The sequence below is a fragment of the Cellulomonas persica genome (assembly GCF_007989825.1).
Taxonomy (GTDB): domain Bacteria; phylum Actinomycetota; class Actinomycetes; order Actinomycetales; family Cellulomonadaceae; genus Cellulomonas; species Cellulomonas persica.
In genome coordinates, this window is sequence record NZ_BJUA01000005.1 from 187,068 (window position 1) to 210,678 (window position 23,611).

Sequence of the window (23,611 nt, forward strand, 5' to 3'; positions counted from 1 at the left end):
ACTGCGTCGTGGGGCCGTCTGCGGCGGTCCGGCGCCACCGGGCCACGGAGGGGACGACGTGAGCGATGCGACGCTGAGCCTGATCGTGCTGGGCGCCACGGTCGCGCTGTTCGTCTGGAACCGGCTGCCGGTGGGTGCGGTCGCGGTCCTGTGCTCGCTGGCCCTGCTGGTGACCGGTCTGGTCGACGCGCGCACGGTCGTGGCGGGGTTCGGCGACCCGATCATCATCTTCATCGCGTGCCTGTTCATCCTGGCCGGCGGGCTCGAGTCCGCCGGCGTCACCGCGTGGGCGGGACGCGAGATCGTCGCGCGCGCGGGCACCGGACGCGGTCGCCTGCTGATCGCGGTGATGGCGCTCGCCGCGGTGCTGACCGCGTTCGTGACCCCGAACGGCTCGGCCGCCGCGCTGCTGCCGGTCGCGGTGCTCGCCGCGCGCCGCTCGGGACGGTCGCCGTCGTCGCTGCTCATGCCGCTCGCGTTCGCCGCGAGCGCCGGTGGTCTGCTCATGCTCTCGGGCAGCCCCGTGAACGTGATCGTCTCGGACGCGCTCGCCGACGCGACCGGTGAGGGCTTCGGGTTCTTCGAGTTCGGGGTCGTGGGTGTGCCGCTCGTGCTCGTGACGATCGGCGTGGTGCTGCTCCTGGGCCCGCGCCTGCTGCCGCACCGCGACGCCGAGGGCCTGCCTGCGGACCTGTCGGACCACCTCACCGCGATGCTCGAGCACTACCGGCTCGACGAGGGCTTCACGCGCGTGCGGGTCGGCGCCGGCTCGCCGCTCGTCGGCGCGCCGCCCGACGCGGTCCCGGCACCCGAGGGCGTCGTCGTCGTGGGCGTGCAGCACGCCGACGGCGCGCCGGGCCACGTGGGTGAGGCCGTGCGGGCCGACGACGTCGTGGTCGTCACGGGCACGTCGTCGCAGGTCGCACGGCTCGTCGCGGAGTCGGGCGTCGAGGTGGTCGCGACGCCGTTGACGCACGAGACCCGCGAGGCGCTGCTGGGTCGCGAGGCCGGCGTCGCGGAGGTCGTCGTCGCGCCGCGGTCCGACCTGATCGGGCAGCGCGTGTTCCCCGGGCAGGTCCGTTCGGGGCTGACCGTCCTCGCGGTCCGACGGCTCGGCAAGGACCGCGGTCCGCGCGAGACGATCGCCGCGGAGGGGGACTTCCTGCTGCTGCACGGGCCGTGGCCGGCCGTCGAGCAGCTCGAGCGCGACGACGACGTGCTCGTCGTCGCCGACCCCGCGGCGGTCCGCCGCCAGAACGCCCCGCTCGGCGCCGCGGCGTGGCGAGCGCTCGCGGTCATGGCCGTGACCGTGGCGCTGCTGGCCTCGGGCGTGACCATCCCGGCGGTCGCGGGGCTCGTCGGTGCCGTCGCGATGGTGCTGCTCCGCGTCGTGACGCCGCAGCAGGCGTACCGGTCGGTCTCGTGGCAGGCGCTCGTGCTCATCGGCGGTCTGATCCCGCTGTCCGCGGCGATCTCGTCGAGCGGCGCCGCGGACCTCGTCGCGGGTGGGATCGTCGCGGCGGTGTCCGGCGGTGGGGCGCACCTGCTGCTCGCCGCGCTCTTCCTGCTCACGCTCGTGCTGGGCCAGGTCGTCAGCAACACCGCGACCGTCCTGGTGGTCACGCCGATCGCGCTGTCCGCGGCCGCCGACGCAGGCGTCGCACCCGCACCCGTGCTCATGCTCGTCGCGGTCGCGGGAGCGGCGTCGTTCCTCACGCCCATCGCGACACCCGCCAACATGATCGTCATGGGGCCCGGGGGGTACCGGTTCGGCGACTACTGGAAGCTCGGGGCTGCGGTCACCGTCGCGTGGTTCGTGGTGGCGCTCGCGCTCATCCCGGTGGTGTGGCCGACGTGAGCGGGCCGTCCGACGAGCCGCCCGACGAGCCGCCCGACGACGCCCGCCGCGAGCGCCGCGCGCTCGTCGTCTCGATCCTCGCCTCCGCCGTCATCGGGTTCGCCGCGGCCACGTGGGGCGTGCTGGTCCAGGCCGACGTGCTCGTGTTCGACGGCGTCTACATGCTCGCGGGGATCGGGCTGGTCGCTGTCTCCCTGCTCGCGTCCCGTGCGGCGAACGCGCCGCCCTCCGCACGCTTCCCGTTCGGCCGGTCCGCGGCGACACCCCTCGCCGTGGCGGTGCAGGGTGCCGCGCTGCTCGCGGCGCTGCTGTACGGCGTGGTCTCCGCGGTGGGCACGATCCTCCAGGGCGGCTCTCCCGTGCCCGCGACGGTGCTCATGGTCTACGGCGTCGCATCGGCCGCCGCGTCCTGGCTGGTGGCGGTGCTCGTCGCGCGGACGGCCCCGGCGTCGGAGCTCGCCCGTGCCGAGGTCGTCGCGTGGCGCTCGGGTGCGGTGCTCAGCCTCGTCGTCGCGGTGGGCGGCGTCGTCGCCGCGGTGCTGCGGTCGGCGGGTCGTGACGGACTCGCCGACCACGTCGACCCCGTGCTCGTGCTCGTCGCCGTCGCGCTCGTCGTGCACCTGCCGGTGCGGCTCGTGCGCGACGGCATGCACGAGCTCCTCGAGGGCGCGCCGACCGGGACGCTCGCCGCGGCCCTCGACGACGCCGTCACGCGCACGCGCGAGCAGTTCGACCTGCCCGAACCCACGGTCCGCGCGACCAAGCTGGGTCGCCGCATGTACGTCGAGGTCACGTTCGTCGTCGGGGAGCACGGCTGGGAGGTCGACGACGAGGACGCGGTCCGCCGTGCGCTCACGGCGCGCCTCGACGCGCTGCCGCTCGACGTCTGGGCGACGATCGAGCTCACGACCGATCCGACCCTCGCCGGCTGATCAGGCGCGACCCGCGCGGACCGCGGGGAGCGTGCGCCACCCGTGGCGCTCCGCGGCCGCCGTGAGCACGGGGTCGTCGCCCACGACGACGCCCGTGCCGACGGCCTCGAGCATCGGCAGGTCGCTCGCGTGGTCGCCGTACGCCACGCACGCGGCGGACCAGACGCCGCGCTCACGCACGACGTGCCGCACCACGTCCGCCTTGCGCTCGCCGACGATCGTGTCGCTCGCCACCCCGGTCAGCAGGCCGTCGCGCTCCTCCTGCACGGTCGCGAACCACGCGTCCGCACCGACGGCCCGGGCCACCGGCGCGACCGTCGCGCCGGGTGCGCCCGACACGAGCACGAGGAACGTGCCCGCGGCGCGCAGGGCTGCGAGCTCGTCGGCCACCTGCGGGTGCAGCACGTCCGCCGCGAGCCCCGCGAACCACTGCTCGCCCAAGGTCCGCAGGTCGTCGGCGCGCGCGCCCGCGAACGTCGCGTAGTACGCGCGGCTCACCGCGTCACGGTCGCCGCCGACGTCGAGCGCCGCGATCTCGGCGAGCAGCGCCGCGACCTCGTCCGACGAGCGTCCGCGGGCCCGCTCGTGCGCGACGAGGAATCCGCCCATCGAGTTGATCGTCAGCAGCGTCTCGTCGACGTCGACGAACGCGATCGCGTGCATCCTCACCCCCGGCTCACGCGCCTCCCGGCCGCCCGCGGTCCCGGGCGTCGCGCCACGCTAGCGCGCGGTCAGGTCAGGTGAGCCACGCACCCGCGGCGACCAGCAGCGCGCGCGTCGCGTGCTCCACGGTCTGCGGGTGCGGCGCGAAGTCCGGCGCGTGGTTGGTGGGCGGGGCGGTCGGCTGACCCGACGCGCCCAGCGGCGACGACGGCGCCGCCAGGAGCAGCGCGGGGTCGGCCGAGCCCAGGAACCAGTACACGAGCGGGCAGCCCAGGCCGTGCGCGAGCGCCCCGACGTCGTCGCTCGCGGGCGACGGCGCGGTCAGCGGGTAGGTGGGCATGCGCCGGCCGACGAACGCGCGGTGCACGCGTCGCGCCGCGTCCGGGTCGTTGCGCACGTCCCCGAACGACGCGACGCGCGAGACCTCGGCGGGCCGCGGGCAGCGCGAGCGGTCCGCGACGTGCCGCGCGAGCGCACTGACCTCGTCCGCGATCACGTCGAGCACGCGCTCGTCGGCGCCGCGCAGCGTCAGCTCGGCGTGCACCACGTGCGGCAGCGTGTTGTGGGACGCGCCGCCGTGCACGGCACTGACCGTGAGCTCGACGCCCGCCTCGGCGGCCAGGTCCCCGGCCGCGGCCAGCACGTCGAGCAGCACGGCGACCGTGTCCACGCCCCCGCCCGGGAGCGCGACGTGCCCGCCCGTCCCGTGCAGCGTGACCGCGAGCGCCACCGACGACGAGAGCATCGCGGTCGCGCCGAACGTCACCGTGCCGAGCGGGTCGGGGTTGACGTGCTGGGCGAGCAGCACGTCCGGTGCGGGGACACGCGCGGCCAGGCCGTCGGCCAGCATCGCCGCGGCGCCCCGGCCGGTCTCGGAGTCGGCCTGCAGCAGCACGACGAGCGTGCCCGACCACGCGTCGTGCGTGGTCGCGAGCTGGTCCACCGCGCTGAGCGCCGCCGCGAGGTGCACGTCGTGCCCGCACGCGTGGGACACCCCGACCTGCCGACCACCCAGGGTCGTGCGGCGGCTCGACGCGTACGGCAGCCCCGTCGCCTCCGTCACGGGCAGCGCGTCGAGCTCGGCCCGCAGCGCGACGACCGGCCCGGCGCCGTTGCGCAGCACCCCGACGACGCCGTGCCCGCCGACGCGCTCGCTCACGTCCGCGCCCGCGGCTCGCAGGTGCGCGGCACCGAGCGCGGCGGTCTCCCGCTCGCGACCGGACAGCTCGGGCGCCGCGTGCAGCGCGCGGTACAGGTCCTGCGCGGCCCGCGCGCGGTCGTCGTCGAGGGTCTGGGGCTCGGGAACGGTCGTGGTGGTCACCCTCGCCCGCCCTCTCGCCGGCGCTCGCCGCGGGGCGCCCGCGTGCTCAGCCCGTGCGTCATCGGATCCTCCTTGCGGTGCTGCCGGCGCGTGCTCCCGCCGGCTGGTGGTGCTCGCACGGTTGTGCCGTCGGTGGCGGTGCGCGCCCAGCGGCGGCACAACCGTGCGGAGTTCCATGCGCTCGCTCGCCCCCCTGCGTCGAGCGAGCGCACGAGCTAAGGCGTCCCCGGGACGCTCACGGGAACGGGTGCGGCACGGGGTTCGGGCGCGGGTCGTCGTCCCACGGCACGGCTCCTTCCAGGATCGAGGCCGCGCGAGCGAGGCGAGGGATGCCGACCGTGCGCCGGTGGCGGTGACCGAACGTCAGCGGGACGGTGCCGGGCACCAGCACCTTCACCGCGTGCAGCCCGAGCGCGTCGACGAGCTCGGGCGCGCTCTGGTCGACGACGACCACGTCCATGCCGAGCATGTGCGTGCGTTCGAGCAGCTGCCGCAGCGCGAGCGCGACGTCGCCGGTCGCCAGGCGCGGGCGCGCGCACAGCTCGGCCTCGGTGATCGTCCCCGCCGGGTGCTCGAGGAACTCCCACAGCCCCCGGGACTCCCACAGCCCGTGCAGGCCCGTGTGGTCCTCGTGCGTCTGGACCAGGTCGAAGTCCTCGAGCAGCGGCCGGCACTGCTCGACGGGCAGCGACTCGCGCCGCCGCACCCACGTCGTGTGCATGACGGCCTTGGTCACGCACGCCTCGACGGCCTCCTGGATCGCGGTGAGCGGGTCGGCCGCGGCGCTCGACGCGAGCGACAGCGCGGGTGCCTGCCCGCTGCGCACCGTCTCCTCGTCGGCCGTGACGACCGCGAGCGCGACGGGCACCTGGAAGTCCGAGGTCAGGTCGAGCACGCGCAGGTGCAGCCCGCGCGCCGCGAGGACGTCGCGCTGCGCGGCGAGCTCGCCGTCGTCGGCCGGCTGCACCTCGACGAGCCGGGCCCGCGCGTACCAGGCGAGCAGGAACGCGTCGCGCTCGATCACCTCGAGCAGCCCGTGCAGCACGGCCTCCTCGCGCGATCCGCCCACCGCGCACCCGTTGGACGACTCGGCGACGAACCGCGAGCCGACCCCGCGCTCGTGCCAGTACGCGACGTGCTCGGGGACCAGCACCGCACGGTCGTGCAGCGTCGAGCGCGCCCAGACCCAGCTCGTCGCGCTGCTCGTCTCGAACTGCTCGTACCCCGTGCCACGTGCGAGCAGCGACGGCTCGTGCTCACCGAGCGCACGCGGGTCCACGGCGAGGTGCGCGACCTCGCGCCACGACGCGACGACGACCGGCACCGCGGGCCGCCGGTACCCGCCGAGCGCACGCTCGAGGCCCTCGAGGATCGCGGGCACCTCGCTCGCGGCGAACGTCGGGGCCCGACCGGTCCCGCTCTCGCGCCGCGAGCGTCCCGGGACCGCGGTCTGCGCGGTGACCAGGGCGAGCGGGGACTCCTCGTCGCGCGCGACGTGCGCGACCGGCCCGAACCGCGGGTCGAGCAGGTGCTCGCGCAGCGTCTCGCGGTCGAACCCGCGCGTGCGCAGCGGTCCCGCGACCGCGGGCTGGGGCGTGCGCAGGTCCAGCGGCTCGGGCGGCTTGGCGGGGTTCGCGCACGCGACGCACGCGGGGTGCACGAGGAACCGGTGCAGGGTGAGCTGCCCGCTGTCCCGGTCGAGCACGAGCACCGCGCGCCGCCACAGCCCCGGCGGGTCGGCGAGCACGCGCGCGACCATCGCCCGTACGACGGGCGCCCAGTCGAGCCCTGTGTCGACCGGCGGCCCGCCCGCGGTGTGCGGCGAGACGTCGGACCACCACGCGAGCGCGCAGTCGGCGCACCCGCCCAGGCCGTCGCGCGCGACGAGCGGCCCGACGAGCACGTGGCTGCCGTGCACCCCGACGGCGAGCGAGCGCGGACCGGAGACCGCGAGACGAGACCGACCGCGCGACAGGGCGATCGTGACGGCCTCGGCGACGTCGCTGGTCAGCTCCATGACGCCACCACCGCGTGCAGCCCGACGGTCCTCCAGTCGTCGGCCCGCTCGGGGACGACGAGCAGCAGCGCGCCGGTCTCGACGGCCGAGCGCGCCCACAGGTCGAGCTGGACGCGGACGGTGGGCGAGCGCGTGTCGAGCACGTCGATCACCGGGTCGGGGGTGACGAGGTGCGCGCCCGAGGTCTGCCACTGCGCGAGCCCGACGGCGCGCAGCAACGCACCGTGCGCGGCGGCACCGACGCCCGAGGCCACCGCGCGTCCGAGGAGCTCGCCGTCGGGGTCGCGCACGTCGACGCGGTGCAGCCCGACCTCGGACGCGGAGATCGACATCGTGACGGGCCGCCCGAGGTGGCGGGTGAGTGCCACGTGCAGCGAGCGGACGTCCGCACCGAGGGTCTCGACCTCGCGCCACAGCGGCCGCCAGCCCAGGTCGGACCGTTCGACGAGCCGCGCCACCGCGTCCACGCGCGCGGCCGCCGCCGAGGTGCCGAGCCCGAGCATCCCGGGCAGGTGCCCGACCGGGCCGTCGGCGGCGACGCGCAGTGCACCGAGCGCCACGTCGAGGCGCGCCGCCGCGGTCGTGGCCCCGACGCCGCCGAGAGTGCGCCCGTCGTCGTCGACGATCGCCGCCAGTCCGGCGGGCAGCTGCGGCAGGTCCAGCGGCAGCGGTTCGCCGACCAGGCCGAGGACCGTGTCCCAGAGCGGCTCGAGCCGCGCGATCGCGGCCGGGTCGCCGTGGTCGTCGTGCGGCTCGCTCGCGGACCACGCGTCGACGTCGAGCGCGCGCCCGTCGCGCGAGAGCCGCGGCAGCGCGACGTGCAGCCGGAGCTCGCTGACGATCCCGTCCGTCGTGACGAGGAGCTCGGGCCACCGCTGCGGGTCGCCGTCCTCGACCAGACGTCCGGTCGAGTCGAGCACGGCGAGCGCAAGCTGGGCGGCGACGAGCGCGACCGTCAGCGGGTCGTGCGCGGGAGCGGGTGCAGGGACGGGTGCGGACACGGGGGCGAAGGCGGGCGTCGTGCCGGGCGTCGTGCTCGACGCGGTGCCGTGCGCAGTACCGCCCGGCGAGGTGGCGGTCGGGCGCCCGGACGCGCCCTGCCGGGCGAGGCGCGCGAGCGCCGCGGCCTCGACCTCGGCGTCGGTGTCGCGGTTGCGGGGCCCGACGATCGTCGTGCGCGCGTCGCCGAACGCGAACGCGACGTCGTGCCACGTGTCGTCGGCGCACAGCCGCTCGACCCGCGCGAGCAGGTGCGGGACGCGATCCCCCGCGCCGGGAGCGCTCGGCTGCGTCACGACGTGCCCGTAGCCGACCGCCTCGAGGTGCGCGGCCACCGCGCGGGCGACCGGCCCGTCCCCGGTGACCCGCACGGTCGTCGTGGCGAACGAGCCGTGCGGCCGCCGCCGGCCGGCGCGTGACTGCCTCGAGGTGGACGAGCGCCGGGATCTCGAGCGTGTCGTGGTCCACCTCGCGCAGCAGCTGGTGCGCGTCGAGCCGGGCGAGGATGTTCGCCGCGAGGTCGCGGCCGCGCTGCGGGACCCGGGCCAGGAGCCGCTCGGGCTCGACGCCCGCGCGGAGCACCGGCTCGAGCGTCGCCCACAGCGCCTGCGCGCCCGCGTCGTCGACGATGACGGCGTTCGCACCGGCGCTGATCGCGATCCCCCGCCCGTCGATCGGGCGCGCACGCGTGCCCACGCGCAGCCGCACCCCTCGGCCGGCGGGCAGCGGCGCGTCGACCGGCGGCGGGGTGCTGACGGGCGTGCTCATCGGACCCGCCCGCGCGGTGAGGGTGGCACGTGGGTCGCGGCGGTGCCCGGCACGGGCGGGCACGTGGCGTGCGCGGGATGCAGGTCGGTCATGCCACGTGCCTCTCTGTGGGCGTCGGGTGGGCATCTCGTCGGGTGATGCCCGGCCGTGCGAGCGCCCCCGTGCGGCGACGGCGACGCGCGGACAGCCATCCGTAAACAAACCGAACGTCCGGCTTTGTCGAGGATGAACCACCGGCCCGGAGGTCGTCAAGCACCGAGACGCACCACCGCACGAACGGGGGTATCAAACCGACCGCCCGCCTTGTTATGACGAGTCCGTCGCGGCTAGCGTTCGGGGCACGCGGGCGCGTCGGGCGGCCGCAGACGCGGAGGTCAGCCATGCAGATCAGCAGCTTCGACCAGCGGTACGTCCACAAGCTCGACCCGTGGGCGGTCCTCGTGACCCGCGTGGTGGCGCCCTACGCCGACGCAGCGCTCGACGAGGACACGATCTGGGACGTCGAGGTGAGCCTCCCGCTGCAGGTGGCCCACCCGGTGTACGCGCACCAGAGCGCGGTGCTGCTCGGCATGGAGGCCTTCCGCCAGGCGGGCACGGCGCTCGCCCACGTCGCCGGGGGCGTGCCGCTCGGTCACGCGTTCGTCGCGACGCGCGTCGCGATGCGCTGGACCGCCGACCCCAGCGCGCTCGTCGGCGTCGTCCCCGTGCGCTTCTCCTTCCGTACTCTCTGTGCCGAGCACCGGCGCGGGACGCTCGTCCGGCACGTCTTCGACGCGGACGTGACCGTCGACGGCGTGGTCGTCGCGCAGGCGTCGGGCGACCTGCAGTGCGTGGACCCGCGCGTGCACGCCCGCCTTCGCGCCGGCGCACCGGCATGGCACGAGCTCGAGCCGCGGCACGACCCGGCGGCGCTCGGCGACGTGCGGACCACGCCCGAGGGCCTCGAGGCCTGGCTCGGGTGGGACGCCCAGGACCGCATGGTGTTCGACCACGGCGTCGACCACGTCCCGGCGATGCACCTCGCCCGGGCCGCGATCACCGCGCACCACCTGCTGACCGCCGCCGACACCGTCACCGCGATCGACGTGCGCTGCACGCGCTACGTCGAGCTCACCGGGACCGCCGGCGTGCGCTCGGTCCGCGAGGACGGCGCGACGCGCACCGAGATCCTGCAGGGCGACGAGCCGGCCGCCGTCGTGACGTGCGCGACCGAGGTCCTGCCACCGCTGCGCCGCGCGGACGTCGAGGAGCCGGCGGGCACGGCGCTCGTCTGACTGCCCCGGTCCCGCAGCGACCGGGACTGCTCGGACCACCGGTGAGGTGACGCGCGGGAGGACCCGTGCGACGGGTCCGGTGCGAGTCGGCCGGGGCCGGGCGGCCGGCTCCCTCGCTGCGCGGCGTCAGGCGCGCTGCAGCATGTCCGGGATCACGTGCTCCCGGCCCGGCGCGACGATCCCCGGCAGCAGCAGCGTCCACATCTCGCGCAGCCGCACCATGAGGTCGTCGAGCCGCGTGGACGCGAAGGAGGCCGTCTGGATGCCGGTGAACGCGGCGACGAGGAAGCGCGAGAGCGTCTCCGGGTCGATCGACTCGCGCAGGTCGCCCTGCGCCTTCGCGTGGCTGATCACGGTCGCGGTGGGACCGGCCCACGCGTCGTACGTGGGTCCGCGCACGTCGTCGTCGTCGGGGACCTCGACCGCGAGGCGCATCGCGGCGAGCGCGACGACGTCGTCCCGCATGAGCTCACCGAGCGCACGGACCATCGACACGAGGATCGCGAGCGCGGACAGGTCGCTCGAGGCGAACCGGTCCTGGAGCGCGGTGTTGAGCTCACGCTGCCGGTCGATCACGGCCTGGGCCAGGAGGTCCTTGGACTTGAAGTGGAAGTACATGGCGCCCTTGGTCGCCCCCGCGCGCTCCGCGATGTCGGCGATGCTCGCCCCCGCGAACCCGTGCTCGATGAACTCGGCCGCCGCCGCCTCGACGATCGCGTTCCTCGTCGCCACCGCGCGCGCCTGCTGCGCCACGTCGTCCTCCCTCGGTCCGCTGCAGCGGCAATATACCCGCGTTTCGTTCAAAACGTACCGACCATCCGCCTTGTTTTGACGGAACCGGGTCGCTTGCTCAGTTTTCCCTCAGGTCTCCCTGAGACCGGCCCTGGTCAGGGTGTGCCAGTCGTCGAGCCAGGCGTCGAGCTCGAGGAGCGGCAGCGGGCGGCTGTGCAGGAAGCCCTGCGTCCGGTCGCACCCCATGGCCGCCAGGGCCTCCTGGGTAGCGTCGTCCTCGACACCCTCGGCGGTGACCTGAAGGCCGAGCCGATGGGCGAGGTCGACCGTACCGGCCACGATGGTGCTGGTCCTGTCGTCGGCCAGCAGGCGGGACGTGAAGCTCTGGTCGAGCTTGAGCTCACGCGCCGGGAGGTGGTTCAGGTACGCCAGGGTCGAGTGGCCCGTGCCGTAGTCGTCGATGCTCACCTGCACCCCCGACGACGTCAGCGTCGCCAGCGCGCGGATCGCCTTGTTCGGGTCGTCCATGATCGCCGTCTCGGTGACCTCGAGCGTGAGCATCCCGGCCGGGAGCTGTGAGCGCTGGAGCGCCTGCTCGAGCGTGGGCAGCAGGCCCGGGTGCGTCAGGCAGCTCGCCGAGAGGTTCACCGAGACGGGCAGCCGACGGCCGGTGCGCAGCCACGCCGTCGCGTCCTCGACCGCGCGCGTGAGCACCCACTCGGTCAGGCGCGGCATGAGCTGGTACCGCTCGGCGAGGTCGAGGAACTCGATCGGGGCGAGCAGGCCGAACCGCGGGTGCTGCCAGCGCACGAGCGCCTCGACGCCGACGACGGTGCCGTCGGTGCACGAGATCTGCGGCTGGTAGTGCAGGACGAGCTCGCCCACCTGGTGCGAGGTCGTGGTCAGCAGCGCACGCAGGTCCCGCAGCAGCCCGACACGGCGGTCGGCGTCCGCGGCGATGCGCTCGTCGAACACCGTGATGCCCACTCCCGCGCGCTTGGCGGAGTACATCGCGTGGTCGGCCGCGCGCAGCAGCTCCTCGACGGTGGCCGCGCGCTGCCGCGTGCTGACCACGCCGATGCTCGCGTCGATGTGCACGGGCTCGTCGTCGATGAGGATCGGGGTCCGCACGGCGTCGAGCACCGAGCGCGCGGTGCGCAGCGCGAGCTCGTGGTCGTGCCCGTCGAGCAGCACCGCGAACTCGTCGCCGCCGATCCGGGCGAGCAGGCCGTCGACGCTCAGCGCCGCGGCCATGCGCGCCGCGACGGTCCGCATGAGCGCGTCGCCCGCCGCGTGCCCGCGGTCGTCGTTGACGGCCTTGAACTCGTCGAGGTCGATCATCATGAGGCTGACCTCGCGGCCCCGCAGGAGCCGGCGCTCGAGCCGCTCGACGAACGCGCGCCGGTTCGCGACGCCCGTGAGCCCATCGGTGCGCGACTCGCGCTGCGCGGTCGTCAGCTCGGCGTAGTCGCGGACCATGTAGGCCAGGCGCAGGGTGCCCGCGAGCCCGGCGAGCGCCGCGAGCAGCGGGACGTCGACCCGCCCGCTCGACGAGATCGCGTCGACGACGACCACGGCGACGGCCACGACGACCATGACGATCGAGCCGATGGTCGACGCCGTCGGGGAGATGCCGGCCCGCGGCCGCACCACGGGGGGCGCGGTGCTCGCGAGCGCGATCATCAGCGCGAGGACGATCCAGCCGCAGACGACGCCCGCCATGAGCCGGTCGTGGTGCCCGTTGCCCGTCACCACGGACACGTACGCCACCAGCTCGAGGACGAGGATCGTCGTCAGCACGAGCCCGAGCGCCCACGAGCGCCAGTCGGCCACGAGCCGCGCGGTGGGGATGATCGCGCCGAGCGTGACCAGCAGGACCAGGATCGACGCGACGCGCAGCGCGTGCGTGTTGGACTCCCAGCCGTCGGCGGCGGGGCCGACCATGCGGGTCGCGACGTACATCAGGAGCGCGGTGGCGGTGAGCGCACCGCCCAGCCCCACGAGCCACTCGCCCGACTCCTGGTCGTCGGTGCGCGTGCGGTTCCAGTGCTGGATCGCCTGGTACAGCATGGCTACCGACAGGATCGTCCCGACGCCGAACCCGACCGTCCCGAGGCCGGTCGAGATGTGGCCGCTCAGCGCGACGAGCCCGGCCTCGATCGTGAGCCCGCACCCGACCGCCCACGTGGTCCGTCGGAACCACTGCCACGCGAGCCGCTCACGCGGTGCGCGCAGGCGTGCCGCCTGCGTGGTCGCCACCGCGGCCCACAGCCCGATCCCGCCCGCGAGCGCGAGCATCGGGGCGCTCGGGCCCTGGAGCAGGGCGACGACGAGCAGCACGAACAGGGCCGGGGCGGCCCCGGCCCGCACAGCACGCGCACTCGTCACTTCTTCGACATCGGTACCGAGGCGGTTGAGGTGAGGCCTCGCCCGGCCGGTCACCCCACGGGGCGGCGAGGTACGTCCCTCGTCGTCCGCATTTCACGCAAGGTCGACGACGAACGCCACCCGATCGGTCGAGCGCCTCGCCCCGCCGGGGTGAACGACGAGCGGGTGGCCGCGCGGACGGGGGACGACGAGCGCACCACCCGCCGACCGTCCGGACGCCGACCGGGCCGACGCGGGCCTGCCGCAACCGACCGTGCCGACGCGAGCCGTGCCGACGCCGGGCCCGCGGCAGGGCGCCTCAGGCGACCGAGGGCGTGCGCGCCCGGGCGATGCCGGCGATCGCCGCCGACAGCCCGAGCCGCGGCGCGAGACCGTCCACCTGGACGACCGCGGCGGGCCCGTGCTCGCTGTACAGCTCGACGAGCGCCGCGAGCTCGCCGCGCCCCCCGTAGGGGCACGTGACCTCGAGCAGGGTCTGCGGGCCGTCGTGCACGACGTAGACGACCTCGCCGTCGAACCCGAAGGCCGGCGACACGCGGAACCGCACCGAACCGATCTCGACCGGCGGCGGCAGCACCCGGCCGCGCACGTGCGCGATGCCGAGCAGCGCGCTCAACCCGTGGCGCTCCTCGTCGGACAGACCCTCGCACGCGTCGAGTGCGTCCATGTCGACGAGCACGACGCAGTCCGCCTCCGGCTCCGACGACCCCGGGTGCCACGACGCGTCGACCTCGAGCGTGAGGAACCCGTCGTACGCGCTGTAGGCGGTGCGCACGAGGTCCATGCGCTCCTCGATCGGTACGCCACGCAGGGGGTGGGTGCGCGAGTTCGCGGCCGCGCCGCACGAGCACGAGATCGTCACCATGACCCCCAGGGTGCGCCCGACCACTGACACCCGCCCGCGGGACGCGCCGAGGAACGGGCGATCCGGACGCCGGGACTCGCCGCAACAGTCGCGTTCCTCCCGTTCCGGGTGCGCGCGCTCACCAGCGGGACGACACTGTGCGTCTCGGTGGGGCGGCACCTGACGGACGGCCCGCTCGACGGTCGCACCGTCAGCCCGACGGACCGCCCCCGTACGACGACGGAGGTGCGCGATGGGTCTCGACGACCTGGTCTCGAAGGCGAAGGGCGCTCTGGAGGGTCACGAGGAGCAGGCCAAGGACGCGCTCGACAAGGCGGCCGACGCGGTCAAGTCCCGCACCGACGACGCGGGTGACGCGAAGGTCGACGAGGTCACGGCCAAGGCCAAGGAGTTCCTCGACCAGCAGAAGAACACCTGACGCTCCTGCGGCAAGACGCTGCGCGACGCCGGGGCGCGGATACCATCGAGTCGGATCGGGACCGATCCTCGCGTGGCTGCCCCCCGGGGTCGTGCGCGCCGGTGTGCCGAAGGGAGGTGGGTTCGTGGGTTTCCTCGACCGTTTCGAGAACGGTGTGGAGCGCGCGGTGAACAACGTGTTCGCCAAGACCTTCCGCAGCGACCTGAAGCCCGTCGAGCTGGCCAGCCGGCTGCGGCGCGAGGTCGACGAGCGCGCGGCCGTCGTGGGCCGTGACCGCACGGTCGTGCCGAACGAGTTCACCATCGAGCTGTCCACCCCCGACTACGACCAGGTCGAGGCCTGGGGTGCCGAGACGCTCGCCGACGAGTTCGCCGCGAACGTCACGGACTACGCCGCCAGCCAGCGCTACGCGTTCGTCGGGCCGGTGACCGTGAGCTTCGCGGAGGACACCGAGCTCGAGGCCGGCCGGTTCGAGGTGCACTCGGCGACCGTGCGCGGCGCCGTGGCGCCCGCGACCACGGCCGCGCCCAGCCCGCGCCACCCGCTGCTGGACATCGACGGCCAGCGCTACCTGCTCACGGGTCCCGTCACGGTGATCGGCCGCGGCTCGGAGGCGGACATCATCGTCGACGACCCGGGCGTCTCGCGCCGCCACCTGGAGATCCGGGTCACCGGGGACACCGTCGTGGCCACGGACATGGGGTCGACCAACGGCCTGTTCGTCGAGGGTCACAAGGTGCCCGCCGCGACGCTGCTCGACGGCAACACGCTGACCATCGGGCGGACGCGGATCCTGTTCTGGACGGGCGGGGACCAGGAGCCCGACGAGTGACCGGCCGGTGACGCCCGAACGATGAGCGAGCTGACCATCACCCTGCTGCGGCTGGGCTACCTGGCCCTGCTGTGGGTCCTCGTGCTCTCGTCGATCGCCGTCCTGCGCCGCGACCTGTACGGCACGCGCATCACGAAGCGCCGCGCCCGCCGCCAGGCACCGGTGCCCGCGGGTGGTCCGGTGGCCGTCGGCCCGTCGACCGCGCCGACGCCCGTGGTCGGGCACCAGGGCCGTGCCGGTCAGGGCCGTGCGGGTCAGGGTCGTGGCGCTCAGGGCCGCGGCAGCCAGCGCTCGGCCCGCCTCGTCGTCACCCAGGGCCCGCTGACCGGCACGATCGTCCCGCTCGGCCAGTCCGCCGTGGTCGTGGGTCGCGCCCCGGGCTGCACGCTCGTGCTCGACGACGACTACTCGAGCTCGAAGCACGCGCGGATCTTCCCGCAGGCCGGGCAGTGGTTCGTCGAGGACCTCGGCTCGACCAACGGCACGTTCGTCGGCGACGAGCGCATCGACGCGCCGACCCCCCTGCCCCCCGGTCGCTCGGTCCGTGTGGGCCGTAGCGTGATCGAGCTGCAGGGGTAGCCGGATGACGGTCGCGCTGCGGTACGCCGCCCGGTCCGACGTGGGCCTCGTGCGGAGCAACAACCAGGACTCCGCCTACGCGGGTCCGCACCTGCTCATGGTCGCCGACGGCATGGGCGGTCACGCGGGCGGCGACGTCGCGTCGTCCGTCGCGGTCGCCACGTTCGCGCCGCTCGACGAGGAGTCGCACGGTCCCGACGACGCGCTCGACGAGCTCGAGGGCGCGCTCGAGGAGGCCCGCGAGGAGATCAAGGCCCGCTCGGGTGCCGAGCCGGACCTCGCGGGCATGGGCACCACGGTCACGGCGATCCTGCGGGCGGGCAACAAGCTCGCGATGGTGCACCTGGGCGACTCGCGCGGGTACCTGCTGCGCGACGGCGTGCTCACGCAGGTCACGACCGACCACACGTTCGTGCAGCACCTGGTCGACATCGGCCGCATCACGCCGGCGGAGGCCGAGCACCACCCGCAGCGCTCGGTCGTCATGCGGGTCCTCGGAGACTTCGAGGCGGACCTGACGCCGGACCTGTCCGTGCGCGAGGCGCGCGTGGGTGACCGCTGGCTGCTGTGCTCCGACGGCCTGTCGGGCTTCGTGAGCGCGCAGACCATCGAGACGACGATGCGCGAGCTCACGGACCTCGACTCGTGCGCGGACCGGCTGGTGCAGCTCGCGCTGCGCGGCGGCGGCGGTGACAACGTCACGGTCGTGCTCGCGGACGTGATCGAGCTCGACGACGTCGCCGACGGTGACGCGCCCGGCACGGCGCCGCAGGTCGTGGGCGCGGCGGCGAGCACGCGCGACGACCCGACGGTCGCGGCCGACGGCCCGGCGACCCGCGCGGCCGAGCTCGCGCAGGCGGCGGCTCGTGCGCAGCGAGCGGGTCTGGCGGCAGGCGAGCGCGCGGGCGCGGACGACGAGGCCGGCGGCGCACCGCCGGCCGGGACCGACCCGGGCGACGACGAGGACAGCGACGACTCCGACGAGCAGCCGACGGCCCGCTCGCGACGTGGCCGTGCGGCCATCGCCGGGGCCGTGGCCCTCGCGCTGGTCGTCGCGGTGCTCGGCGGCGGGTACGCCTGGACGCGCACGCAGTACTTCGTCGGCGTGCACGACGGCGAGGTCGCGATCTTCCGGGGCGTGCCCGAGGCCGTCGGGCCGGTCGCGCTCTCGCAGGTCGTGGAGCGCACGGGCGTCGCGGTCGACGACATCGCGTCGCAGTACGTGCGCGAACGCGTCTACCAGACCATCCACGCGGACGACCGCGAGTCCGCACGCCTCCTCGTCGACGAGATCGGCCTGCGTGACGACGCGACGTACCCCGGCCCCGGCTCGGACGAGGGCCCCGACGACAGCGCGACCACGGCCGCGCCCACCCGCACCCCTTCAGCAGAGACGACCACGACCGCGCCGGCCACCACCGGCGCGGACGGGTGAGCCTCATGGCGACCGTCGAGCCGCACCGCGTGCGCGCCGGCCGCGGCACCGAGCTCCTGCTGCTGGTCCTGGCGCTCGCGATCGGGGTCGGGGCGTACGCACTCGTCGGGCTCGGCACCTCGGACGAGGTGCCGCCGGACGTGCTCGGCTACGGCGCCGGGCTCGCGGCCCTGGCCGTCGCGCTGCACCTCGTGCTGCGCTGGCGCGCGCCGTACGCGGACCCGGTGATCCTGCCCGCGACCGTCGCGCTCAACGGCATCGGGCTGGCGATGATCTACCGGATCGACTTCGCCTACGAGCTGCGGGACAAGGCCAACGGCTTCGCGGGCCGCCAGCTCATGTGGACCGCGATCGCGGTGGGCCTGGCCGCGATCGTGCTCGTCGTCCTGCGCGACCACCGCACGCTGCGCCGGTTCACGTACACCGCGATGGTCGTCGCGCTCGGGCTGCTCGCGCTGCCGCTCATGCCCGTGATCGGCCGCTCGATCAACGGGGCCCGCATCTGGGTGTACTTCGGCGGCGTCGGCATGCAGCCCGCGGAGTTCGCCAAGCTCGCACTCGCCGTGTTCTTCGCGGGGTACCTGGTCACGCACCGCGACACGCTCGCGCTCGCCGGGTCCAAGTTCCTCGGCCTGCAGCTGCCGCGCGCGCGGGATCTCGGGCCGATCCTCGTCGTGTGGGCGTGCTCGATCGCGGTCCTGGTCCTCGAGAAGGACCTCGGGACGTCGCTGCTGATCTTCGGCCTGTTCGTCGCGATGCTGTACCTCGCGACCGAGCGCGTCAGCTGGGTCGTCATCGGCCTGCTCATGTTCGTGGGCGGCGCGATGGTCGCCGCGACCGCGTTCGCGCACGTCGGCGCGCGGTTCGACGTGTGGCTGCACGCGCTCGACCCGGAGATCTTCGACCGCGCGCCCGGCGGGTCGGGCCAGCTGGTGCGCGGGCTGTTCGGCATGGCGAGCGGCGGCCTGTTCGGCACCGGGTGGGGCGACGGCCGGCCGGACCTCGTGCCGTACGCCGAGTCCGACTTCATCGTCGCGTCGCTCGGTGAGGAGCTCGGCCTGACGGGCCTGCTCGCGATCCTCATGCTGTACGCCGTCCTCACGCAGCGCGGCATGCGCGCCGCGATCGGCGTGCGCGACGGGTTCGGCAAGCTGCTCGCGGGCGGTCTGGCGTTCGTGGTGGCGTGGCAGTGCTTCGTCGTCGTCGGGGGCGTCACGCGGCTCATCCCGCTGACGGGCCTGACCACGCCGTTCCTCGCGTACGGCGGCTCGAGCCTGCTCGCGAACTGGATCATCGTCGCGCTGCTGCTCCGGATCTCGAACGACGCGCGTCGTCCCGCCCCCGCCGCACGCGGCCTGCGTCCCGACGAGCCGCTGCCCGACGACCTGCTCGACGACGTGCCCGACGAGCCCGACGACGCCGTGCCGGTCCGCGTCTCGGCGAGGGGCGAGCACCCCGTGGGCGCCGAGCCCGACGAGCACCCGACCGAGCGGATCGGGCGGCTGTCGTGAACACTCCCCTGCGCCGCGTCGCGACCGTCATGCTCGTGATGTTCCTGGCCCTCATGGGCTCGGCCACGTGGGTGCAGTACGTCCAGGCACCCGACCTCAACGCCGACTCGCGCAACGTGCGCACGCTGTACCGCGAGTACGGGAACGCGCGCGGGCCGATCGTCGTCGCGGGTGAGGCGATCGCGCAGTCCGTGAAGGTCGACGACCCGTTCGGCTACCAGCGCCAGTACACCGACGGCGAGCTGTACTCCGCGGTCACGGGCTTCTACTCGATCGTCAACGGCAGCTCGCAGCTCGAGCACGCCGCGAACGACCAGCTCACGGGCCGCAGCGACCAGCTGTTCTTCTCGCGCCTGCGGGACATCATCACGGGCCGCAAGCCCGAGGGCGCCGCGGTCGAGACGACCCTGCTCGCGGCCGCGCAGCGCGCCGCACGGGAGGGCCTGGGGGACCAGCACGGTGCGGTCGTCGCGATCGAGCCGAGCACGGGGCGGATCCTGGCGATGGTCTCGACCCCGGGGTTCGACCCGAACGCGCTCGCGACGCACGACTCGGCGGCGGCGAGCGCCGTCTACGCCGAGCTCGCCGCCGCCGACGGCAACCCGCTGCGCAGCAACGCGACGCTCGAGACGTACCCGCCGGGGTCGACGTTCAAGCTCGTCACGGCCGCCGCGGCGCTCGAGAGCGGCGAGTACGACGCGAGCACCACGCTGCCCGCGCCCGTCACCCTCGACCTGCCGCAGACCACGGCGACGATCGGCAACTTCGGCGGCGGCGGCTGCGGCAGCAACCCGATCACGCTGGCCGACGCGCTGCGCGTCTCGTGCAACACCGCGTTCGCCCAGCTGGGAATGGACGTCGGCGACGACGCGCTGCGCGAGCAGGCGGAGCGATTCGGGTTCGACGACGCGTCGCTGACCATCCCGATGCGCGTCGTCGCGAGCCGCTTCCCGCAGGACCCGAACGCGCCGCAGACCGCGCAGTCGGCGATCGGGCAGTTCGACGTCGCGGCCACGCCCCTGCAGATGGCGATGGTGTCCGCCGCGATCGCGAACGACGGCAAGCTCATGCGTCCCTACGTCGTCGACCGCGTGCGCGCCGCGAACCTGTCGGTCGTCTCGCAGACCGAGCCCGAGCAGCTGTCGACCGCGGTCTCGCCCGGGACCGCCGCACAGCTCACCGACATGATGGTCGGCGTCGTCGAGAGCGGGTCCGGCACGGCGGCGAAGATCTCGGGCGTGCAGGTCGCCGGCAAGACCGGCACCGCCCAGACCTCGTCGGAGGCCGCGCCGCACGCGTGGTTCACCGCGTTCGCCCCCGCAGACGACCCGCAGGTCGCCGTCGCGGTGCTCGTCGAGCACGGCGGCTCCGCGGGCTCCGAGGCGACCGGTGGCCGCGTCGCCGCGCCGATCGCGCGCGCCGTGATCCAGGCGGTGCTCGGCTCATGAGGACCACCGCGGGCATCGCGCTCGGCAACCGCTACCGGCTGATCAAGCAGATCGCCGTCGGCGGCATGGGCGAGGTCTGGGAGGGGTACGACGAGTCCCTCGTGCGACCCGTCGCGGTCAAGGTGCTCAAGCAGGAGTTCGCCGGCGACCAGGGCTTCCTCGAGCGGTTCCGCACCGAGGCACGCAACTCCGCGTCGCTGTCGCACGCGAACATCGCCCAGCTCTTCGACTACGGCGAGCAGGACGGCTCGTCGTACCTCGTCATGGAGCTCGTGACCGGCGAACCGCTGTCCGACCTGCTCGAACGCGAGCCCGTCCTGCCCGTGCGCCGGCTCCTGCCGATCCTCGCGCAGACCGCGCGCGGACTGCACGCCGCGCACGAGGCCGGTGTGGTGCACCGCGACGTCAAGCCCGGCAACATCCTGCTGGGCCGCGGCGGGCGCGTGAAGATCACCGACTTCGGGGTCTCGCTCGCGCGCAACCAGATGACCATGACCGCGACCGGCATGGTCATGGGGACCGCGCAGTACCTGTCGCCCGAGCAGGCCGTCGGCCGGCCCGCGACGCCGCTGTCCGACCTGTACTCCCTCGGGATCATCGCCTACGAGGCGCTCGTCGGGCACCGCCCGTTCACCGGCCCCACCGCGGTCGACATCGCGGTCGCGCACGTCAACACGCCCGTGCCGCCGCTGCCCGCGGCGGTCGAGCCGCGTCTCGCGGCCCTCGTCATGCGCCTGCTGTCGAAGGACCCCGCGCAGCGGCCGACCTCGGGCGCCGCGCTCGCGCGCGAGCTCGACCGGCTCATGCCGCGCACCCCGCCGAGCGGCGTGCCGATGGTCGTGACGACCCCGCCCGCCCGGCCGTTGACCCCGCCGCGGCCCGCGACGCCCGTCGGCGTGCCGCCGGGCACCCCGCCGCCGCCCCCACCCTCGTCCATCGCGCCCTCGTCGGGACAGGGCTCGTCGGGACAGGTCTCGTCGGCACGGGGCTCGTCGGGACAGGTCTCGTCGGGACAGGGCTCGTCGGGACAGGGCTCGTCGGGACAGGGCTCGTCGGGACAGGGCTCGTCGGTCCCCGGCGGCACTCCCCCGGTCCCGCCGCCGCCGTCCTACCCGCCGCGCCACGACGTGCGACCGGACTCGACGCCGCTGCGCTCGCGCCGCTCGGTGTCGAGCGGCGGCGCCCGGTCCGGCGCCGGTCGCTCGGTGACCTCGAGCCGCCTCCGCATGCAGGGCTCCGGGCCCCGGATCGGCCGGTTCGGCCGGCTGAGCTGGCCGGTGCTCGCGCTCGTCCTGCTGCTCGGCGCGCTGCTCGGCGCCGCCCTCGCGGGGCAGCTGACCAAGGCCGACGGCCCGTACGATCAGGACCGTCTCGCCCGTATCGTGACCTGGACGTCCGTCAGGGCGACCCCCTCAGGTGGGATGATCGCCCCGGACGTCACCCCTGTGCGCGTCAGCCAGGGAACCCAGACGGAAGTGAAGGACGCCTAGTGGTGGACAGCGGACCCCGCATCCTCGCCGGTCGGTACGAGGTCGGTGAGCTCATCGGCCGCGGCGGCATGGCCGAGGTGCACATCGGGCACGACACGCGGCTGGGCCGGACCGTCGCGATCAAGATCCTGCGCTCCGACCTCGCCCGCGACCCGTCGTTCCAGAACCGGTTCCGCCGCGAGGCGCAGGCCGCGGCGGCGCTCAACCACCCGGCGATCGTGGCCGTGTACGACACGGGCGAGGACGTGTTCACCGAGCCCACGGGCGTCGTCGCGCACGTGCCGTTCATCGTCATGGAGTACGTCGAGGGCCACACCGTGCGGGACATCCTGCGCGACGGCCACGCGGTGCCGATCGAGGAGGCCGTCGAGATCACGATCGGCGTGCTCTCGGCGCTCGAGTACTCGCACCACGCGGGCATCGTGCACCGCGACATCAAGCCCGCGAACGTCATGCTCACGCCCACCGGCGCGGTCAAGGTCATGGACTTCGGCATCGCGCGTGCCGTCGCGGACTCCGCGGCGACCATGACCGCGACGCAGGCCGTGATCGGCACCGCGCAGTACCTGTCGCCCGAGCAGGCCCGCGGCGAGTCCGTCGACGCGCGCTCCGACCTGTACTCCACGGGCTGCCTGCTGTTCGAGCTGCTCACCGGCCGGCCGCCGTTCACGGGTGACTCGCTCGTCTCGGTCGCGTACCAGCACGTGCGCGAGGCCGCGCCGGTCCCGAGCTCGCTCGCGTCCGACGTGCCCGAGGCGCTCGACCGCATCACCATGAAGGCCCTGACCAAGGACCGCGACCAGCGCTACCCGAACGCGGCCGAGTTCCGCTCGGACCTCGAGGCCGTCCTGCGCGGCGGCGTGGTCGGCGCGCCCCCGGTGGGCACCGCGATGGTCGCGGCGGTCCCGGCGGCGGAGGCCACGCAGGTCATGGCGCCGGCGACCGCCACGCAGGCGTTCCCGCCCGCCGCGACGCCGTGGGGGTCCACGGGCCTGACCGCCGTCGCAGCCGAGACCCCGCCGGTCGACGAGGACGAGAACAAGCGCCCGTGGCTCATCTGGGTGCTCGTCGCGATCGCGGTGCTCGCCGTCGCGGGGATCGTCGCGCTGCTCGTCGCGAACAGCGGCGACGACACCGCCAAGCAGGTCGAGGTGCCGACGCTCGTCGGGCTCACGGAGGACGACGCGAAAGCGGCGATCCTCGCGGCCGACCTGGTGGTCGGCAAGCGCACCACCGAGCCGTCGGACAAGCCGCAGGGCGAGGTCATCAGCAGCAACCCCGCCGAGGGCACGCTCGTCGACACCGAGACGCGCGTCGACTACGTGCTGTCGTCGGGCCCGGACTCCGTCGAGATCGAGGACGTCTCGGGACGCACCGAGGGGCAGGCCGAGCAGATCCTCGAGGGTCAGGGCCTCAAGGTGAACGGCGACCGCCAGGAGGACAACAACCCGAACTTCCCGAAGGGCCAGGTCACCAAGACCGACCCGGCCGCGGGGGAGACGGTCGACGCGGGCTCGTCGGTCACGCTGTTCGTCTCGACGGGCAACGTCGAGCTGCCGGACCTCGTGGGCAAGACCCAGGACGAGGCGCTCGACATCCTGGCCGACCTCAAGCTCGTCTCGTCGGTCCGCGAGGTCACGACGACCGAGAAGGAGGCCGGGACGGTGCTCAGCCAGGACCGTCAGGCGGGCCTGGTCTCGCAGGGGACGCGCGTGACGATCGAGGTCGCGGTCGCGCCCGAGACCGCCATCGTGCCGAAGCTCGAGAACATGACGTACTCCGAGGCCGTCCAGGCGCTCGCCGCGCTGGGCCTGACCAACGTCCAGAAGCAGGAGGACGGCTCCGACCGCGAGGCCGGCCGCGTGCTGTTCACCGACCCGAACGCGGGCACCGAGGTCGAGCTCGACCAGCTGATCATCATCCACGTCTCGGCCGGCCCGCAGCAGCCGCCACCCGACCCGGACCCGGGCACCTCCGAGGAGCCAGACCCGGGTGACGGGAACGACCAGGGCTGACCCTGACGGGACCCGCAAGCACGACGACCCCGCGGGTGCGCCGGATCTGAGCGTTCAGATCCCGCG

The 23,611-nt window shown here is 74.5% G+C and carries 18 protein-coding genes; 11 read left to right on the forward strand and 7 right to left on the reverse strand.

The features are described 5' to 3' along the window. Positions 1-58 precede the first annotated feature (58 nt). Both CPE01_RS06790 and CPE01_RS06795 read left to right on the forward strand, forming a co-directional pair. Complete coding sequence (locus CPE01_RS06790; protein WP_146805892.1) at positions 59-1,858, forward strand: SLC13 family permease; 1,800 nt, start codon at positions 59-61, stop codon at positions 1,856-1,858. Next, complete coding sequence (locus tag CPE01_RS06795) at positions 1,855-2,790, forward strand: cation efflux transmembrane domain-containing protein (RefSeq protein ID WP_186811438.1); 936 nt, start codon at positions 1,855-1,857, stop codon at positions 2,788-2,790. Before CPE01_RS06790 ends, CPE01_RS06795 begins: the two co-directional genes overlap by 4 nt. On the opposite strand, the gene CPE01_RS06800 is transcribed toward CPE01_RS06795, so the two are convergent. The 4 genes from CPE01_RS06800 to CPE01_RS06815 form a co-directional block, all read right to left on the reverse strand. Then, on the reverse strand, positions 2,791-3,453 hold the full coding sequence (locus CPE01_RS06800) for an HAD family hydrolase (protein WP_146805894.1): 663 nt from the start codon (positions 3,451-3,453) through the stop codon (positions 2,791-2,793). It abuts the gene before it with no gap. A 73-nt stretch (positions 3,454-3,526) separates the two neighbouring features. Next, entirely contained in the window at positions 3,527-4,774 is a 1,248-nt protein-coding gene (locus tag CPE01_RS06805) for a M20/M25/M40 family metallo-hydrolase (protein ID WP_186811439.1), read from the reverse strand. A gap of 235 nt (positions 4,775-5,009) precedes the next feature. Continuing rightward, positions 5,010-6,791, reverse strand: coding sequence for a YcaO-like family protein (locus CPE01_RS06810; protein WP_146805896.1), 1,782 nt, complete (start codon positions 6,789-6,791; stop codon positions 5,010-5,012). Further along, entirely contained in the window at positions 6,782-8,161 is a 1,380-nt protein-coding gene (locus tag CPE01_RS06815; RefSeq protein WP_146805897.1) for a hypothetical protein, read from the reverse strand. Before CPE01_RS06815 ends, CPE01_RS06810 begins: the two co-directional genes overlap by 10 nt. Before the next feature lie 777 nt (positions 8,162-8,938). On the opposite strand from CPE01_RS06815, the gene CPE01_RS06820 reads away from it, so the two are divergent. Next, positions 8,939-9,832 carry an AfsA-related hotdog domain-containing protein gene (locus tag CPE01_RS06820; RefSeq protein ID WP_186811440.1) on the forward strand — a complete coding sequence of 298 codons (894 nt, stop codon included), beginning with the start codon at positions 8,939-8,941 and terminating at the stop codon, positions 9,830-9,832. A 126-nt stretch (positions 9,833-9,958) separates the two neighbouring features. Here the strand turns inward: CPE01_RS06820 and CPE01_RS06825 are convergent, their stop codons facing one another. The 3 genes from CPE01_RS06825 to CPE01_RS06835 all read right to left on the reverse strand — a co-directional run bounded on the left by CPE01_RS06825 (position 9,959) and on the right by CPE01_RS06835 (position 13,817). Then, entirely contained in the window at positions 9,959-10,585 is a 627-nt protein-coding gene (locus CPE01_RS06825; protein ID WP_186811441.1) for a ScbR family autoregulator-binding transcription factor, read from the reverse strand. Between the two features lie 108 nt (positions 10,586-10,693). Further along, positions 10,694-12,934, reverse strand: a complete 2,241-nt coding sequence (locus CPE01_RS06830) for a putative bifunctional diguanylate cyclase/phosphodiesterase (protein ID WP_146805900.1) — start codon at positions 12,932-12,934, stop codon at positions 10,694-10,696. Positions 12,935-13,250: 316 nt separating this feature from the next. Next, on the reverse strand, positions 13,251-13,817 hold the full coding sequence (locus tag CPE01_RS06835) for a hypothetical protein (protein WP_146805901.1): 567 nt from the start codon (positions 13,815-13,817) through the stop codon (positions 13,251-13,253). A gap of 232 nt (positions 13,818-14,049) precedes the next feature. Here CPE01_RS06835 and CPE01_RS06840 point away from each other — a divergent pair, with 232 nt between their 5' ends. From CPE01_RS06840 to pknB, 8 genes are all read left to right on the forward strand, one after another. Next, a complete protein-coding gene (locus CPE01_RS06840) occupies positions 14,050-14,235 on the forward strand; it encodes an antitoxin (protein ID WP_146805902.1) in 186 nt (61 codons plus the stop codon). A 124-nt stretch (positions 14,236-14,359) separates the two neighbouring features. After that, positions 14,360-15,067: an FHA domain-containing protein gene (locus tag CPE01_RS06845; protein ID WP_146805903.1), complete on the forward strand. Its 708-nt coding sequence runs from the start codon at positions 14,360-14,362 to the stop codon at positions 15,065-15,067. Positions 15,068-15,088: 21 nt separating this feature from the next. Next, entirely contained in the window at positions 15,089-15,646 is a 558-nt protein-coding gene (locus tag CPE01_RS06850) for an FHA domain-containing protein FhaB/FipA (protein WP_146805904.1), read from the forward strand. A gap of 4 nt (positions 15,647-15,650) precedes the next feature. Then, positions 15,651-17,081, forward strand: coding sequence for a PP2C family protein-serine/threonine phosphatase (locus tag CPE01_RS06855; protein WP_146805905.1), 1,431 nt, complete (start codon positions 15,651-15,653; stop codon positions 17,079-17,081). A 5-nt stretch (positions 17,082-17,086) separates the two neighbouring features. Next, complete coding sequence (locus CPE01_RS06860) at positions 17,087-18,592, forward strand: FtsW/RodA/SpoVE family cell cycle protein (protein WP_146805906.1); 1,506 nt, start codon at positions 17,087-17,089, stop codon at positions 18,590-18,592. Next, positions 18,589-20,040 carry a peptidoglycan D,D-transpeptidase FtsI family protein gene (locus CPE01_RS06865; protein WP_146805907.1) on the forward strand — a complete coding sequence of 484 codons (1,452 nt, stop codon included), beginning with the start codon at positions 18,589-18,591 and terminating at the stop codon, positions 20,038-20,040. Before CPE01_RS06860 ends, CPE01_RS06865 begins: the two co-directional genes overlap by 4 nt. Then, positions 20,037-21,530 carry a serine/threonine-protein kinase gene (locus tag CPE01_RS06870; RefSeq protein WP_146805908.1) on the forward strand — a complete coding sequence of 498 codons (1,494 nt, stop codon included), beginning with the start codon at positions 20,037-20,039 and terminating at the stop codon, positions 21,528-21,530. Before CPE01_RS06865 ends, CPE01_RS06870 begins: the two co-directional genes overlap by 4 nt. Next, on the forward strand, positions 21,530-23,545 hold the full coding sequence (gene pknB / locus CPE01_RS06875) for a Stk1 family PASTA domain-containing Ser/Thr kinase (RefSeq protein WP_146805909.1): 2,016 nt from the start codon (positions 21,530-21,532) through the stop codon (positions 23,543-23,545). Before CPE01_RS06870 ends, pknB begins: the two co-directional genes overlap by 1 nt. Positions 23,546-23,611 lie beyond the last annotated feature (66 nt).

What these genes read in the sequence shown, in the direction of transcription:
- CPE01_RS06800 (WP_146805894.1), bottom strand. Translation starts at nt 3,453, where the DNA reads ATGCACGCGATCGCGTTCGTCGACGTCGACGAGACGCTGCTGACGATC.
- CPE01_RS06810 (WP_146805896.1), bottom strand. Translation starts at nt 6,791, where the DNA reads ATGGAGCTGACCAGCGACGTCGCCGAGGCCGTCACGATCGCCCTGTCG.
- CPE01_RS06820 (WP_186811440.1), top strand. Translation starts at nt 8,939, where the DNA reads ATGCAGATCAGCAGCTTCGACCAGCGGTACGTCCACAAGCTCGACCCG.
- CPE01_RS06835 (WP_146805901.1), bottom strand. Translation starts at nt 13,817, where the DNA reads ATGGTGACGATCTCGTGCTCGTGCGGCGCGGCCGCGAACTCGCGCACC.
- CPE01_RS06840 (WP_146805902.1), top strand. Translation starts at nt 14,050, where the DNA reads ATGGGTCTCGACGACCTGGTCTCGAAGGCGAAGGGCGCTCTGGAGGGT.
- CPE01_RS06850 (WP_146805904.1), top strand. Translation starts at nt 15,089, where the DNA reads ATGAGCGAGCTGACCATCACCCTGCTGCGGCTGGGCTACCTGGCCCTG.
- CPE01_RS06855 (WP_146805905.1), top strand. Translation starts at nt 15,651, where the DNA reads ATGACGGTCGCGCTGCGGTACGCCGCCCGGTCCGACGTGGGCCTCGTG.
- CPE01_RS06860 (WP_146805906.1), top strand. Translation starts at nt 17,087, where the DNA reads ATGGCGACCGTCGAGCCGCACCGCGTGCGCGCCGGCCGCGGCACCGAG.
- CPE01_RS06870 (WP_146805908.1), top strand. Translation starts at nt 20,037, where the DNA reads ATGAGGACCACCGCGGGCATCGCGCTCGGCAACCGCTACCGGCTGATC.